General features: G+C 40.7%; 15 protein-coding genes. 7 read left to right on the forward strand and 8 right to left on the reverse strand.

The window, feature by feature from the left end:
* Positions 1 to 76: 76 nt before the first annotated feature.
* Positions 77 to 1,285 (reverse strand): SMI1/KNR4 family protein, encoded by a 1,209-nt coding sequence (locus ACFQZJ_RS01045; protein ID WP_379931701.1) that lies wholly within the window; start codon positions 1,283 to 1,285, stop codon positions 77 to 79.
* A gap of 214 nt (positions 1,286 to 1,499) precedes the next feature.
* Here ACFQZJ_RS01045 and ACFQZJ_RS01050 point away from each other — a divergent pair, with 214 nt between their 5' ends.
* On the forward strand, positions 1,500 to 2,903 hold the full coding sequence (locus ACFQZJ_RS01050; RefSeq protein ID WP_379931702.1) for a glycosyltransferase: 1,404 nt from the start codon (positions 1,500 to 1,502) through the stop codon (positions 2,901 to 2,903).
* A 327-nt stretch (positions 2,904 to 3,230) separates the two neighbouring features.
* On the opposite strand, the gene ACFQZJ_RS01055 is transcribed toward ACFQZJ_RS01050, so the two are convergent.
* A complete protein-coding gene (locus tag ACFQZJ_RS01055; protein WP_379931703.1) occupies positions 3,231 to 3,878 on the reverse strand; it encodes a hypothetical protein in 648 nt (215 codons plus the stop codon).
* 167 nt (positions 3,879 to 4,045) lie between these two features.
* On the opposite strand from ACFQZJ_RS01055, the gene ACFQZJ_RS01060 reads away from it, so the two are divergent.
* Positions 4,046 to 4,342 (forward strand): hypothetical protein, encoded by a 297-nt coding sequence (locus ACFQZJ_RS01060; RefSeq protein ID WP_379931704.1) that lies wholly within the window; start codon positions 4,046 to 4,048, stop codon positions 4,340 to 4,342.
* 143 nt (positions 4,343 to 4,485) lie between these two features.
* Here the strand turns inward: ACFQZJ_RS01060 and ACFQZJ_RS01065 are convergent, their stop codons facing one another.
* The 3 genes from ACFQZJ_RS01065 to ACFQZJ_RS01075 form a co-directional block, all read right to left on the reverse strand.
* Complete coding sequence (locus tag ACFQZJ_RS01065) at positions 4,486 to 5,166, reverse strand: HD domain-containing protein (RefSeq protein ID WP_379931705.1); 681 nt, start codon at positions 5,164 to 5,166, stop codon at positions 4,486 to 4,488.
* On the reverse strand, positions 5,167 to 5,901 hold the full coding sequence (locus tag ACFQZJ_RS01070) for a lysophospholipid acyltransferase family protein (RefSeq protein ID WP_379931706.1): 735 nt from the start codon (positions 5,899 to 5,901) through the stop codon (positions 5,167 to 5,169). It lies immediately after the preceding gene.
* 83 nt (positions 5,902 to 5,984) lie between these two features.
* Entirely contained in the window at positions 5,985 to 6,395 is a 411-nt protein-coding gene (locus ACFQZJ_RS01075) for a BrxA/BrxB family bacilliredoxin (protein ID WP_379933101.1), read from the reverse strand.
* Between the two features lie 134 nt (positions 6,396 to 6,529).
* Between ACFQZJ_RS01075 and ACFQZJ_RS01080 the strand changes: the two genes are divergently transcribed.
* The 4 genes from ACFQZJ_RS01080 (at position 6,530) to ACFQZJ_RS01095 (ending at position 10,441) form a co-directional block, all read left to right on the forward strand.
* A complete protein-coding gene (locus tag ACFQZJ_RS01080) occupies positions 6,530 to 7,270 on the forward strand; it encodes a TerB family tellurite resistance protein (RefSeq protein ID WP_379931707.1) in 741 nt (246 codons plus the stop codon).
* 420 nt (positions 7,271 to 7,690) lie between these two features.
* The gene (locus ACFQZJ_RS01085) at positions 7,691 to 8,275 is read left to right on the forward strand and encodes a HupE/UreJ family protein (RefSeq protein ID WP_379931708.1); all 585 of its coding nucleotides are present in this window, start codon (positions 7,691 to 7,693) and stop codon (positions 8,273 to 8,275) included.
* A gap of 91 nt (positions 8,276 to 8,366) precedes the next feature.
* Positions 8,367 to 8,798: a deoxycytidylate deaminase gene (locus tag ACFQZJ_RS01090; protein WP_379931709.1), complete on the forward strand. Its 432-nt coding sequence runs from the start codon at positions 8,367 to 8,369 to the stop codon at positions 8,796 to 8,798.
* Between the two features lie 17 nt (positions 8,799 to 8,815).
* The gene (locus tag ACFQZJ_RS01095) at positions 8,816 to 10,441 is read left to right on the forward strand and encodes a S41 family peptidase (protein ID WP_379931710.1); all 1,626 of its coding nucleotides are present in this window, start codon (positions 8,816 to 8,818) and stop codon (positions 10,439 to 10,441) included.
* Between the two features lie 77 nt (positions 10,442 to 10,518).
* Here ACFQZJ_RS01095 and ACFQZJ_RS01100 read toward each other — a convergent pair whose 3' ends face one another.
* Together ACFQZJ_RS01100 and ACFQZJ_RS01105 are read right to left on the reverse strand one after the other, a co-directional pair.
* Positions 10,519 to 10,722, reverse strand: a complete 204-nt coding sequence (locus ACFQZJ_RS01100) for a hypothetical protein (RefSeq protein WP_379931711.1) — start codon at positions 10,720 to 10,722, stop codon at positions 10,519 to 10,521.
* Between the two features lie 34 nt (positions 10,723 to 10,756).
* On the reverse strand, positions 10,757 to 11,341 hold the full coding sequence (locus ACFQZJ_RS01105; RefSeq protein ID WP_379931712.1) for a MarC family protein: 585 nt from the start codon (positions 11,339 to 11,341) through the stop codon (positions 10,757 to 10,759).
* Positions 11,342 to 11,460: 119 nt separating this feature from the next.
* Here ACFQZJ_RS01105 and ACFQZJ_RS01110 point away from each other — a divergent pair, with 119 nt between their 5' ends.
* Positions 11,461 to 12,030, forward strand: a complete 570-nt coding sequence (locus ACFQZJ_RS01110) for a DUF3109 family protein (protein WP_379931713.1) — start codon at positions 11,461 to 11,463, stop codon at positions 12,028 to 12,030.
* Here ACFQZJ_RS01110 and ACFQZJ_RS01115 read toward each other — a convergent pair.
* Positions 12,023 to 14,005 carry a tetratricopeptide repeat-containing sensor histidine kinase gene (locus ACFQZJ_RS01115; RefSeq protein WP_379931714.1) on the reverse strand — a complete coding sequence of 661 codons (1,983 nt, stop codon included), beginning with the start codon at positions 14,003 to 14,005 and terminating at the stop codon, positions 12,023 to 12,025. The two genes, ACFQZJ_RS01110 and ACFQZJ_RS01115, sit on opposite strands and share 8 nt — an antisense overlap.
* Position 14,006 lies beyond the last annotated feature (1 nt).

Raw genomic sequence — 14,006 nt, forward strand, 5'->3', positions numbered from 1 at the left:
TATGTGCAGCGTATTTAAAAATACCTTATGGTATATAATATATTCTAAAGATGGGTAATGTTGGTAGCGCAATCAATTAAAAACCAGTATCCAAAATAGCGTCTCCCTTGCTTAGTTGCGCTAAAAAATCGCTGAGGTCTTTTGCGATAAAACGAATTTTCTGCTCGTCCGCACCAAAAGCGATGATTTGACCGGATGTGCCTTGGCTTCCCGGGGCATAGTCTAGCGCTATAAAGTTACCGCCGCTAGTGCTAAAAAAAGGTATCCAATAGGGGTTGGTGTACATTCCTAGGGTTTTTTGTCCGTCAGGGAGGTTGTTTCCCTTTAAATCGGCCAACATCCAATCATCATAAATTGTTTTCCAGTTTTGCCATTCCGTTAGAATTTCGTCAGCGGTTAAAAATCCGGTAGTTGGCACTCCGTTATGTCCGCTCAATAGGATTTTAAGTTCCTTGGGAAACTGAAAACCGGTATCTTGTTCAAACTTTTTATAGGTAGTTTTATTGTTGGTCGGGGTATTGGGAACCAGCTTTCTAGCTTTGATAAAATCGTTAAAATGTCCGGTTACTACTACGGGGTCTTGGTAAGCGCCACTGGTATCGATGTACTTTTTTAGATAGCGCTGTTTTTCACGGGTAATTTTGGCCTTGTTATACTGCTGGGGCGCATTTTTATAAAGGTAGGCTCCGGTGTTTTCATACGGTCGCTCATCTACCATCATACCGGAGTTGACCCATTTTTGGGAGAATTCGCCTTGCCCCAAAACGAGCATGAATTGCGGATTCGGATTCAGTTCGGGTTGCCGTTGGAACAAACCTTCTTCTTTGTCTTTTTTTAACCGTTCATAGTTCTTCTCAAATATAATATCCATCCATTTTCTAAAATTTTCATCTTTGTTAAAGTGTAGCGCGGCTATTTGTTTGTTGGACAAAAAAGCAAAGGCATCATAAGGCGAATCAAAATGTTTTGGCGTAAGAACCATAATTTTAAGTACCGTGTCTTTTAATGCCTTGGATACGACTTCTAAAAATACATCCCTGAAGCCAAAACGGTCATAGTTCTTATAGTTTTTGTAGGCTGGTTCCGTATGGCCGGAATAGTCCTTGTAATAAGGTGCAGGTATACTTTTTAAAGAAACGGTTTGGAATGAAATAGCGTCCAATTGCACCTTTTTAAGGTCGTTGTTGTAGGGTAGGGTAGTGATATTCATAGTAGTGTTACATGCGCTGTACAGTACCAGTAGAAAGCATAGGATTTTAAGATTACGACTAGATGGTACCTTCATGATATTTTGTTCATATAGCATACAAATATAAGATCATCCTTAGATCCTTAATACCCCATTTATGGGTATACGCAGTTGCTTAAAGTGAAGGAAAGGTTAAATGTGTACAAATAAAGGTAAATAGTTTAAAACAATACATCCAAAAACTGAAACCCACCGTATAACCAAGGAACACTTTTAGTAGAACATCTAGTTAATGAAAATTGAAAATAAAATGATCAAAAGAGTACAGGAATCCAACCGATCTTCCGATACGCAGCCAACGAAGGGTATTATTGGTGCTATCAGAACATTCTTTCAAACGGCCAATGCATGGGGCATCTTTGTTTTGGGAAGTACCTTTGTTTTAATGATCGGCGCTGCCTACCTAGTTTTTATTTTACAGAACGATTTTACACAGTTTCGTCTAGACCGGAAAGCCTCAACTTTTGGTTTTGTCTTTATGGCCATAGCGTCTGGCTTGTTTCTGTACAAGACGTTGTTCTTTTTGTACACTTTGGTTCGTTATTTTATGTATAAACCGGTTGCCTCGGTATCCGATGCCGAATTGCCTACGGTTACGGTTATTGTTCCTGCCTATAACGAAGGAAAACAGGTTTGGGCCACTTTAAAAAGTTTGGCAGAGAGTGATTATCCGCAAGAAAAATTACAATTGTTATCTATTGATGACGGTAGTAAGGACGATACATGGAAATGGATGCAAGAGGCGAAAGAGCAATTGGGAGACCGAGTATCCATTTGCCAACAACCTAAAAATATGGGAAAACGCCATGCGCTATACCGTGGTTTTAACGAAGGTACGGGAGAAGTTTTTGTGACGGTAGATAGTGATTCCATCGTAAAAAAAGACACTTTGCGTAATTTGGTGAGTCCGTTCGTAACCAACGAAAAATGTGGTGCCGTTGCCGGAAATATTCGCGTCTTGAATAATGAAAAGGCCTTGTTGCCTAAAATGTTGGACGTAAGTTTTGTTTTGAGTTTTGAATTTGTGCGTTCTGCGGAGAGCAGTTTAAATTCTGTGTTGTGTACGCCAGGAGCTTTGGCCGCTTATCGTAGCGAGGCTGTATTTGCCTGTTTGCCGGAATGGATCAATCAAACGTTCATGGGACAACCTTCCGATATTGGTGAGGACCGTGCCATGACCAATATGATCTTAAAGCAAGGATATCATGTGTTGTTCCAAAGGAACGCTTATGCCTACACCAATGTACCGGAAGAGTACACCGGACTTTATAAAATGTTCATTAGATGGGGCAGGAGTAACGTTCGAGAGAACATTCAAATGTCCAAATACGTATTCACCAATTTCAGGGAAGGCTCAAAAGTAGGGACACGATTGCTGTTCTTTAGTCAGGCAACCAAAATTATCATGAGCTACCCGTTTATGTTGTTCATGTTCTTTTTTGTGTTAACACATCCGTTGTTGTTCCTTAGTTCAACGTTCGTGAGTATTCTAGTCTTGTCTACGTTCCCTGTTATTTTCTATGCAAAACGCTATAGTTTGGCAGAATCTTTTTGGGCATATTCGTACAGTGTACTGTTTACGTTCGGACTATTTTGGATTACACCGTATGCGATAGCCACAGCCAGCAAAAGAGGTTGGTTAACAAGAGGGTAGAAAAGAACTGAGTTAGTTTGTATAAAAACCGGCGGCCTCTTAATGAAAGAGGCCGCCGGTTTTTTAGTTACTTGGTTTTGAAGTCATTTAAACTTTTTCTGTTCGCTAAAAAATCGCTCTTTTTCGCCCATTTTTTGTCTTTTTTTCCTTCCATAGCGGTGCTATGCAACTCAAAAAAGCCTTCAAATGGTCATAAAATTGCTAATTTTCGCTTGAACGTGAAAAGTTTAAACCACTTCTTTATAAGCTTAATATACCCCGCTGAAAAGTGCTATTTTTTTGCAAACCAATTGATGTAGCAGATAGCTACAGCAAAATCTTTAGTCTTTATTTTTTAGTGGTCACTTTATAATCTTCCCAGCCCCAAGAAGGTTTTGGTTGTTCAATTTCTGTAGTGAGGTCAAAGGATACCGAGAAAAACCGGTCGGTACCTATGCGCCTAAGATTGTAGGTAAAGGAAGTCTCGTCAAGGGTAATCCACCATACATTGGTAGCGGCAGCTGGGATTATGGTCGCAGTTTCTTCATCCGCAGGAAAAACGGCAAGTCCTGGAAGTCCGTCGTTACTCGTAGTTCCGCCGTACATAGTTACCTTGTCCGATGTTCCGTCTTCATGTCTATGGTCGTGCTTCAGTTCTATCCTTTCATTTTTATATTTCAAAACCCAAGTTCTACTACGATTGTCGCCTACATTAAAGGGAATCAGGATTTCATCCTCTTGCCAGGAAAGTACATGCATTACCAAGCGTTTACCGTAAAAGTCGTCTCCTGCCGGGGCATTCACTATTTTTCCTTCATAGGTCTTTCCGCAATGATTTTTTAATCGATTCCAGAATTGTTTGGCTCCGGTAGTATCAATTATTGTTACAAGCTGAGAATCCAAAGTATCCGAAAAACCAGTATTATTAGTGGTTTCACGTGAGCCAAAAGCCATTAAAATGAGACACAGGACGATAATTGGAACTATTTTTTTCATGATCGAGAATTATTTTTTTAAATGTAATCAAATGGATTTTAAATTTTGGGAGATAGATGGGAATTCATTCCGAATTTAGATATAAGTGGGGTTGCCTTTGATTTTAGTAATTTTGACCAATGGGTTGCCGGAAATTTCCTTGCGGTCCAAACTACTAAGCATAACAAATGAAAACAAACCCGATATATACCCTTTTAAAGGCTGCTCTTCTGTGTTCCGTACTAGTTGTTATCTACGGTTGCATTGCCTATGTTTCTGATATTGATTTCTTTAGGGGTAGTTTACCCTATGCGGTTATTGCTTTTCAGGTTGTGGTGCTTTTGATTATGCTGTATAAAATCGTTGTAAATATTGTACAGAAAAAACCCATCGGTAATCTATTGGGAGTAACCGCGGCCTTGGCCATTGCTTTTATTGGTGCTACCTATCTTTATATCGCTATTATGGATGCGATTACCAAGTGATGACGGTTTATTTCCAAACCTAATGTATCCTGGTTCCATAATTACTCCGCTCGCGCGAGCGTCACGCTCTTGCCCACTTGGCTTTCTAAAGTCGACAAACTTATAAAACGGCTAGGTGCTATGTCATTGCGACGACAAGAAACTCAACCCTCAATTTCCCTCACCTCCAAAGGATCCCACTCCTTGTAAAACTGTTCTAAAAAATCCAACATATACTGGTGGCGTTGTAGCGCCAATTGTCTGCCCGTTTCAGTATTCATTTTATCCTTCAACAACAGCAATTTTTCGTAAAAATGATTGATGGTGGGCGCGTCCGATTTCTTATACTCACTTTTTGTCATTTTTAAATTGGGCGAAATAGCAGGGTCGTACATGGCGCGGTTTTTAAAGCCGCCATAATTAAAGGCTCTGGCAATACCAATAGCACCAATAGCATCCAGACGATCGGCATCTTGCACGACTTGAAGTTCCAGTGAGTTGAATCTCTTTTTCTTTCCCTTTTCCAAGGAATTCTTGTAAGAAATATGGTTGATGACGTTTATGACATGATGTATGGTTTTTTTGTCGACCTCCATGGATTCCAGAAAAGTTTTGGCCATTTTAGGGCCAATTGATTCGTTACCATCATGGAACTTGGCATCTGCGATATCGTGTAAAAGCGCACCTAGGCTTATGACCAAGAGGTCTACTTTTTCTGATTTGGCGATTAGGATACTATTGTTAAAAACACGTTGTATATGGAACCAATCGTGTCCGCCTTCGGCATGTTGTAAGGTCTCTTTTACAAAAGTAATGGTCTCTTCTACAAGTTCGGTATTGGTCATTTAAAAGGATGTAATGCCGGATTTTACGGTGGTTTCTATTTGGACGATGAGCGCATCAATATCGCCTTGGTTTTCTATGGGTTCGTGCACGTCAAAAGATACTTTGGCACCCAACCCCATGGGAAATTTGCCGTAGCGCACCAATTTCCAGGAGTTGTTGATGCTTATGGGCACAATTAAGGCCGATGGTGATTTCTTCATGAGCATTTTCAGCCCCATGGGTTTAAAGGGTTTTGGTTGACCGTCTCGGCTCCGTGTCCCTTCAGGAAAAATAACGGCGGACCTTTTATGTTCTTCGATATAGCTACCTAGTCTACCGATTTCAAGAATGGCCGATTTCCCATCGTTCCGGTCTATCAAGGCGGCACCGCCGTGTCTTAAATTATAGGAAACACTGGGTATTCCGTTACCCAGTTCTTTTTTGCTCACGAATTTTGGGTGGTGCTTGCGCATGTACCAGATAATGGGCGGAATATCGTACATGCTTTGGTGATTGGTCACTATGATCAAGGGCCTATCCAATGGAATATCGAAGGTATTCGTAAAGCGGTAGGTGGTGCCCAGCAAATTTGTGGTGCGCATTAAAGTAAGGTTAAGCACGCTTATTGCGCGTTTTATACCCTCGTAACCAAAAACGCGATGACAGAACCAAATTACAGGATGGAAAAACAATAAAGCCCCACCAAAGGCGAAGAAGAAAAGAATCGTTAATGGATAGGACAGTAGCTTCTGCATAGTACAAAAATAGAAAACCACTCCGATTGAAGTGGTTTTAATTTTTGTTTTTCCTATTTAAAGGAAACTCATTTTGATTCTTTCTAGCAAAATTCCTCGTACGCCTGTACCAAGTTTTCAGCGATCATTTCTGCGGGTCTGCCTTCTATATGGTGACGCTCTATCATGTGTACCAGTTCACCGTCCTTGAACAAGGCCATAGATGGCGATGACGGAGGGAAGGGAACCATAAGGTTTCTGGCCGCTGTAACCGCATCGGTATCTACACCGGCGAATACCGTTACGGCATGGTCCGGTTTTTTGGTATTTTGCAAGCTCATTTTTGCAGCAGGTCTGGCATTGGCGGCCGCACAGCCACAAACAGAATTAACCACTACAAGTGTAGTTCCTTCTTTTTTTATGGCATTTTCTACCGCCTCTACTGTATGTAATTCTTCAAACCCGGCAGATGCCAAGTCTTCTCTCATAGGTTTTACTAATTCTGCAGGATACATAGTCTTTTTCTTTAAATTAAAATCAATTTTCAAAGATAATGAATTTGGAATTTCCTGCAGGAACACTTAACGTTTCATTAGTCATTTGTTGTGTGCTTAATATTTTATCTTTGCCAATTATCTTAAGACACAGTATGATTAAATGGGTAGGTGCCGTTATCGGTTTTTTTATTAAGGGATTGGGCGGAGCATTGTTGGGGTTTTTTGCCGGTAGCGTGCTGGATAATCTTTTCGGATCTAAGTCCGGGGGCGGTCAAAGTATTTTTGGGGATATAACACGGCAGTCCGTTTCACCGGCAGATTTTGAACTGAACCTTTTATCGCTTTGCTCTATCGTTATTAAAGCGGACGGACAGGTAAGTCAGCGCGAAATGGACTATGTGCGCCAATATTTTGTGGGCACCTATGGAAAGGAGAAGGCCAATGCCATTTTTAGGACATTCAATGAAGTAAATAAAAAAAGAGAAATTTCAGCGCAACGGATATGTACTTTTTTGACACATAGAACACGCTATGAAGTCCGTCTACAATTACTTCATTTTCTATTTGGTATTGCACAGGCAGATGGTAGTATAAGCAATCCCGAAGTGTCTAAATTAAGACAGATTGCCGGGTATTTAAAAGTTGGCTTACGAGATTTTGAGAGTATTATGGCGATGTTCGTTAAATCTGCCGATAATTCATACAAAATTCTTGATATTCAAAAATCGGCCACGGATCAGGAAGTGAAAAAGGCCTACAGGGATATGGCCAAGAAATACCATCCAGACAGGGTAAACACCCAGGACGAAGCTATTAAAAAGGGAGCAGAGGAAAAATTCAAGGAAGTACAAAAGGCTTATGAGACCATTCAAAAGGAACGTGGAATTGGATAGGTTTTTGGTTTTTCTTGATTGTGGGAAGCAAGTTAAAGGGAAGATAGGTTAAGTAGTTGTGCAAGGAAATTAATTTAAAAACAAAAGGCGGTTTCCTCTTTTTGGGAGAGGTCAAAAAGGGCTAGGAAGAAATTGGAGAGATTTTAGGGAAGGTGCTAATAAATGAAAAAGTATACTTAGTTTAGGCGTTGTCCTAACCGGGGTAACTTACTAAAAGTAGAGGAGTAACAGTCAATTTGGGTAAAGACCAACCTACAAGACCTTATTCTAGGAAGTTTACCTTAGGTTGATAAAAAAACAAAAAGGGCCATTTTTTGACAAATGATCCAATCAAAACTAAATGCATTCCCTCTCTGTGTAAAAGGCTAGGGATAGCACAGAAAGCGGATGGAGAGCACCCATAAATAAAAACACACCACTATGCAAGATTTTTGGTTTTACACGCAAATGGGACTGGATCACGTGTTGGATCTAAGTGCCTATGACCATATTCTATTCTTATCGGCCTTGGCCATTCCCTTTACCTTTAAAAACTGGGTAAACGTGGTATGGTTGGCCACTATTTTTACGGTGACGCACTGTTTGTCCCTGGGGTTGTCCGCATTTGAAATCGTAACTGTAGATGTTTCCCTGATCGAGTTTTTGATTCCTGTGACCATCCTTTTGACAGCGTTGTACAATATCCTGAAACTAAGAAATCAAACGGCCCATAAGCGTATGCTTTGGCATAGTATTGCTACCGCGTTTTTTGGTCTGGTGCATGGTTTTGGTTTTTCCAACTATTTTAAGATGCTGGTAGCCGATCTTGAAGAAAAAGTAGTGCCCTTGTTCGGTTTTGCCCTAGGTATAGAGCTTTCTCAGGTCATTATTGTGCTGTTGGTACTTTTGTTGGCCTATCTGTGCCAATCCTTACTAAAGGTAAAACAGGTTGTTTTTATCACCGTTACCAGTATAATTGTCATTTTAATCACAATACCCTTGTTGTATCATACGTTTCCTAGGTAACCGGGTTTTGTTAAAATATTGCCTACAGGTTGTGTGAGGGTCGTAAAGCGTTTATCTTAGGGGTATCTGCGGCTATTGGAGCTCTAAATGGATGAAAAAAAACAAACAAGAAAAATACGATAAGGCATATTTAAGAATGGCGCAAGAATGGGGAAAACTCTCCTATTGCGAACGCAAACAGGTAGGGGCCATTATCGTTAAGGACCGGATGATCATATCCGACGGTTATAATGGAACGCCTACCGGATTTGAGAATTTTTGCGAGGATGACGAAGGCTATACCAAATGGTACGTTTTGCACGCGGAGGCCAATGCCATTCTAAAGGTGGCGGGTTCTACGCAGTCTTGCCAGGGAGCTACATTGTACATTACGTTGTCGCCCTGTAGGGAATGTAGCAAGTTGATTCACCAGTCTGGCATAAATCGTGTAGTGTACCAAAGAGGATATAAAGATAATTCCGGATTACAATTTTTGGAAAAAGCTGGGGTAGAATTGGTTCATATACCCAAAATAGAAGTGTAGGACCAAAAGTAAAGCAAATGAAAAAGAAATACACCTACTTAATACCCTCCCTAATTGCCGCAGCTTTGGCGTTGGGTGTTTTTGTAGGGGGTAAGTTGCATTTTAACGATACTCCGGAACGGCTTTTTACTACAAATTCCAAAAAGGACAAACTGAACCGACTCATAGACTACATAGATTATGAGTATGTAGATGATATTGATACCGACAGTATTGTAGATGTGACCGTGAACAGCATTCTGGAAAAATTGGATCCTCACTCGGTTTACATTCCCGAAGCGGACATGGCGCGCGTGTCGGAGAGTATGAAGGGCGACTTTGTAGGTATCGGGGTGAATTTTTATCCCTATAAAGATTCTATTGCCGTGATAAGGGCGGTAAAAGGCGGGCCAAGTTTCTTGAAAGGTATACGGGCAGGGGATCGTATTCTAATGGCCAATAACGACACCCTTTTTGGCAAGGGCATGCCAAGCTCTGCCATAGTTGAAAAACTAAAGGGAAAGGAAGGCACCAAGGTTAAGTTGACGGTATATCGAAAATCCGAGGACAAAACGCTTACGATAGACGTTAAACGTGGCATTGTGCCAATTAAAAGCGTTGAGTCGCATTACATGCTTACGGAGGAAATGGGTTATATAAAAGTCAATCGGTTTGCAGAATCTACCTTCAGGGAGTTCAAATCGGCCTTAACCAAGCTACAAAAAAATGGAGCGCAGAAACTGGTGTTGGATCTACGTGATAATCCCGGTGGATATTTGGGCGTGGCAGAGCAAATGGCAGATGAATTTTTGAAGGAGGACAAGCTTATTCTTTTCACCAAAAATAAAAAAGGCAAGATAGACAAAGCGTTCGCAACGGACAAAGGGAGTTTTGAGGACAAACCCATCTATGTTCTCATAAACGAGCGTTCCGCATCGGCCAGTGAAATAATAGCCGGTGCCTTGCAAGATAACGATGTGGGTACCATTGTGGGGCGTCGTTCTTTTGGGAAGGGTTTGGTACAGCGCGAGATGGCTTTGGGAGACGGTTCTGCCGTGCGTTTAACCGTATCCAGGTATTACACGCCTACCGGTCGCAGTATCCAAAAAGATTACCAAAAAGGGAACAAGGATTACTATAAGCGTTTTACAGAACGGTATCATAACGGGGAATTGTTTTCTGTTGATAGTATTAAAGTGGCCGATTCCTTAAAGTTTAAAACGCCAAAAGGCAAAGTGGTCTATGGCGGCGGCGGTATTATTCCAGATGTTTTTGTCCCTATTGGCAGCAATGAAGAGGAAGCGGTACGGAGTATGGACAGTTACGGTTTTCTTTCTTTCTTTGTTTTTGAGCATTTAGACGCGGACAGGGGGAGATACGAACAATATTCCGAAGAAGAATTTATCACTGATTTTAAAGTAGATGACATCCTGTTTCAGGAGTTTGTTGACTACTCCCTTAAAAGAGAGCTTTCTATGGATTTTTATGGCAACCAAGAAGGTATTAAGCTTTATTTAAAAGCCGCCTTGGGAGAACAATTGTTCGACGCCAATGCCCATGCCAAGATAAAGGGTACCAGGGATGCGATGCTTCAAAAGGTACTGGAGCTAGACAAACCCGCCGTAAGCCGAACAGAGGAAGACGCCATTAAAGCCACTAACTAAAAATCTTCCTTAACCGATAGAACGTTCGTCTTTACCATTCAAACACCTACCGTCCTATTGAAAAAACGCTTAGCTAGCTAGTCCTCATTAATTTTTTTCTGCACTTTTTTGCTCGTTATAAATAACAGCAGTAGTACAATAGCGCATAAAGGAGCTATAATTCCAATTAATGCTACGGTACTATCCCCTTGAAAAGGGGCGGCAAAATCTACCAAGGTTACATTATATGCAATAAGTGCCAATGCCAGCACAATTAGTACAATCGAAAAAATTCTGTTCATATCACCAAGTATTACGGTAAAAATACGGCCTTTTTTACTTGTTAAAAAGTTCGTTGATGTTCGCAGTGAATAATTTAACAGCAATGGCCAAAAGAATTACCCCAAAGACTTTACGTATAACGTTTACCCCGTTCTTTCCCAAGAATCTTTCTATTCTTGCAGAGGACTTTAGAACGATGAATACAAAAATAATATTGATGACTATCGATACAATAATGTTTTCTACATGGTACTCCGCACGCATAGACAGTAAGGTCGTTAGTGTTCCGGCACCGGCAATTAATGGGAAGGCTATAGGCACGATAGAAGCACTCTCCGGTTGATCGTCCTTATATAGGGTAATGCCCAATATCATCTCAATGGCAAGAAAAAATATAATAAATGCTCCCGCCACTGCAAATGAGTTAACATCTATCCCAATAAGCTTCAGTAGTTCTTCGCCTACAAATAGGAACGCTACCATAAGGCAGGCGGCTACAATAGATGCTTTTTCAGATTGTATATGGCCCACTTTTTTTCGGAGTCCTATAATAATGGGAAGACTGCCCAAAATATCTATTACGGCAAAAAGTACCATGCTTGATGTTGCAATCTGTCTAAGGTCGAATTGAAATGTCATTCTATTGAAATTTTTTGCAAATTTACGTTGAATAAAACGATTTGGATTTGAATTATCAAAAATATCATTAGGGAGCTTGCCCTCAAAAAAATGTATCTTGCCATCCTAAAAAAAAACACATGTTCCAACTAGGAAAGACCATTGTATCGGAGGAAATCATTGAAAACGATTTTGTTTGCAACCTTTCGGCCTGCAAGGGCGCTTGTTGCGTAGATGGCGATGCGGGTGCCCCACTTGAGGCTAAGGAAACCGAGATTTTGGTCGATATCTACGCCAAGGTAAAACCATTTTTAACACCCGAAGGTATAAAGGTTATAGAAGATGTTGGAGCTTTTGTAAAAGGCGATGATGGCGAATGGGAAACTCCTCTGGTAAACGGGAGTGCGTGTGCCTACGTTTTTTTTGATGAGAAGAACACCGCCAAATGTGGTATAGAGGAAGCCTACAATCAGGGGAAAATCAAATGGAAAAAGCCTGTTTCCTGTCATTTGTACCCTGTAAGAATACGGGAATATACAGCGTTGACCGCGGTGAACTATCACAAATGGCAAATTTGTGATCCTGCTTGTTCTTTAGGGGAAGAGTTACAGGTACCCGTATACAAATTTGTGAAAGAAGCGTTAATACGTAAATTTGGCCCCGATTGGTACTCAGAATTGGAAACTGTAGCCGAGCAACATCTTAAATAGTAGGTATGTGAAGTAATATTTTTGTGCCAGCAGGCGAATTGGAATCATCATAAATATCTATGATCTCTACATGAAAGGAGTTTTGATAGTCTTTGGAGAAATTAGCAAGACGTTCCTTTGTAATATCGATACCTATAGACTTTCGTTTTAATACCTTTCCCTCTTTGATTTTTTCTGCCATATCCCGTCCTACGCCATTATCCGTTATGGCAATATTAATAAAACCATCCTCGCCGGGTGTTACGTCCAATATAATTCGTTTTTCACCCTCTTTGGAAGATAGTCCGTGCCAGAGTGCGTTTTCTAAAAAGGGCTGTAGAATAAGGGAAGGAATCTTTACGGTATGTGCATCAATAGCTTCGTGTACATTTATTTTAAAATTGATTTCGTTCGAAAATCGAATATTCTCTATGTTCATGTAAAGCTCCACTGTTTCCAGCTCCTCCGCTAACGGAATCTCTCGTTGGGAAGATGCTTCTAAGATTTTTCGCACCAGCTTAGAGAATTTGTTGAGGTAGTGGACCGCGTTTTTTTTCTCGTTATTGATGATGTATAATTTTATGGAATTCAAGGAGTTAAATAGAAAATGGGGATTCATTTGACTGCGTAGCATGGTCTGCTCCAAGGTCAACATTTTTTTCTCGTTGCTCAACTGGTATTGGCGGTATAGAATGTATAGAATTCCTGTTAAGAGGATAAGGGACAAAACGCCAATAAGTAATAGGGTTCTGTTCTTTCTTAGTTTAAGGTTTACGATTTCGTTCTGTTTTGCTAAAACTGCGATCTCATTACCTTTTTTCTCATAGTCGTATCTAAACAAAATATCGTTTACATAGCGTATGGTACCATCGTTTAAGATCTCTTGATCTAAGTTAACAGCTTTGGTTTGGTAGTTAAGTGCCTTTTGGTAGTCCTCTTTTACCTCATAAAGTTGTGCCAATAAATGACTTGCTTGTGCCAGTTCATCTCTAAGATCATGATCCTCGGCTACTGCGTAACCTTCCAATAGGCTTTTTTCGGCGTTTTCGTTTTGGTTGACCAGTAGTTGTGCCCACCCTAAGTTGTTGTATAATCTTGCGATTATAAAGCTGTTGCCCATTTGCACGGCCATGGGTATTGTTTCTTTAAGGAGAGTCAATGCTTCCTGGTATTGTTCTTTTTTGATATAAACCTTGGCAATACTGTTTTTACAGATTACGCGCCCCATATCGTTATTCAAGGTGTTATTGTAGGATAGGGAGGTCGTATAGTTTTCCATGGCTTTGTCCAGCATTCCCATTTCTTCTTGGCATTTGCCAATATTTTGATGGTTGATCGCTAGCCCCAAAATATTGTTCAATTCCGCTTCTAATTTCATGGAGCGCTCAAAGTACGAAATGGCCAGATCATATTGCTTTAGGGTAAGATATAGGTTTCCTATACTGTTCAGGGAAACATTGATGCTCCGTTTTATACCTTCCGATGGTGTTTTAATGGCTTCTGCAAGCTCCAATGCTTGTTGGTTAAAGTCCATTGCCGTTCGCACCGAGGAGGTACGCCTATATACCACCCCTAAGTAGTTAAGATTGGATATCTTAAGCTCAATGTTGTTGGCTGCATTGGCAATTGCCAATGCTTCTTGGTGCAACTGTATGGCTTTACTATAATTGGAAATATTCCTGTAGGTGCGTCCTAGTTCGCCTAAGGCATAGGATTGGCCCGCCAAGTATCCTTTTTTTTTCGATTCTTGACTAAGAAAACGCATATAAAGTGTGTCGGTTCTGTGTTTACGCATCACTTTATGGATGGCCGTAAATGAATTTGGAGCCGCGGTAATAAGACTATCGGTAAGGTATTTGAACGGTTCTGTAACGTTCTGTGCCGCCAGCGGCGTTGTAAAAATTATATAGGCAAAAGCCAATAAAACCAGTTGTGCACCTTGTTTTTTACGGTTAGGATACGTGCTGGTCTTGTTTATGGCCATAAGTACATGCATA

The sequence above is a fragment of the Maribacter chungangensis genome, assembly GCF_042676845.1.
In the GTDB taxonomy this organism is placed as follows: Bacteria; Bacteroidota; Bacteroidia; order Flavobacteriales; family Flavobacteriaceae; genus Maribacter; species Maribacter chungangensis.

Excerpts from the sequence above, each read along its gene's own strand:
- ACFQZJ_RS01045 (WP_379931701.1), bottom strand. The coding sequence starts at position 1,285 with ATGAAGGTACCATCTAGTCGTAATCTTAAAATCCTATGCTTTCTACTG.
- ACFQZJ_RS01050 (WP_379931702.1), top strand. The coding sequence starts at position 1,500 with ATGATCAAAAGAGTACAGGAATCCAACCGATCTTCCGATACGCAGCCA.
- ACFQZJ_RS01055 (WP_379931703.1), bottom strand. The coding sequence starts at position 3,878 with ATGAAAAAAATAGTTCCAATTATCGTCCTGTGTCTCATTTTAATGGCT.
- ACFQZJ_RS01060 (WP_379931704.1), top strand. The coding sequence starts at position 4,046 with ATGAAAACAAACCCGATATATACCCTTTTAAAGGCTGCTCTTCTGTGT.
- ACFQZJ_RS01065 (WP_379931705.1), bottom strand. The coding sequence starts at position 5,166 with ATGACCAATACCGAACTTGTAGAAGAGACCATTACTTTTGTAAAAGAG.
- ACFQZJ_RS01070 (WP_379931706.1), bottom strand. The coding sequence starts at position 5,901 with ATGCAGAAGCTACTGTCCTATCCATTAACGATTCTTTTCTTCTTCGCC.
- ACFQZJ_RS01075 (WP_379933101.1), bottom strand. The coding sequence starts at position 6,395 with ATGTATCCTGCAGAATTAGTAAAACCTATGAGAGAAGACTTGGCATCT.
- ACFQZJ_RS01080 (WP_379931707.1), top strand. The coding sequence starts at position 6,530 with ATGATTAAATGGGTAGGTGCCGTTATCGGTTTTTTTATTAAGGGATTG.
- ACFQZJ_RS01085 (WP_379931708.1), top strand. The coding sequence starts at position 7,691 with ATGCAAGATTTTTGGTTTTACACGCAAATGGGACTGGATCACGTGTTG.
- ACFQZJ_RS01090 (WP_379931709.1), top strand. The coding sequence starts at position 8,367 with ATGAAAAAAAACAAACAAGAAAAATACGATAAGGCATATTTAAGAATG.
- ACFQZJ_RS01095 (WP_379931710.1), top strand. The coding sequence starts at position 8,816 with ATGAAAAAGAAATACACCTACTTAATACCCTCCCTAATTGCCGCAGCT.
- ACFQZJ_RS01100 (WP_379931711.1), bottom strand. The coding sequence starts at position 10,722 with ATGAACAGAATTTTTTCGATTGTACTAATTGTGCTGGCATTGGCACTT.
- ACFQZJ_RS01105 (WP_379931712.1), bottom strand. The coding sequence starts at position 11,341 with ATGACATTTCAATTCGACCTTAGACAGATTGCAACATCAAGCATGGTA.
- ACFQZJ_RS01110 (WP_379931713.1), top strand. The coding sequence starts at position 11,461 with ATGTTCCAACTAGGAAAGACCATTGTATCGGAGGAAATCATTGAAAAC.
- ACFQZJ_RS01115 (WP_379931714.1), bottom strand. The coding sequence starts at position 14,005 with ATGCATGTACTTATGGCCATAAACAAGACCAGCACGTATCCTAACCGT.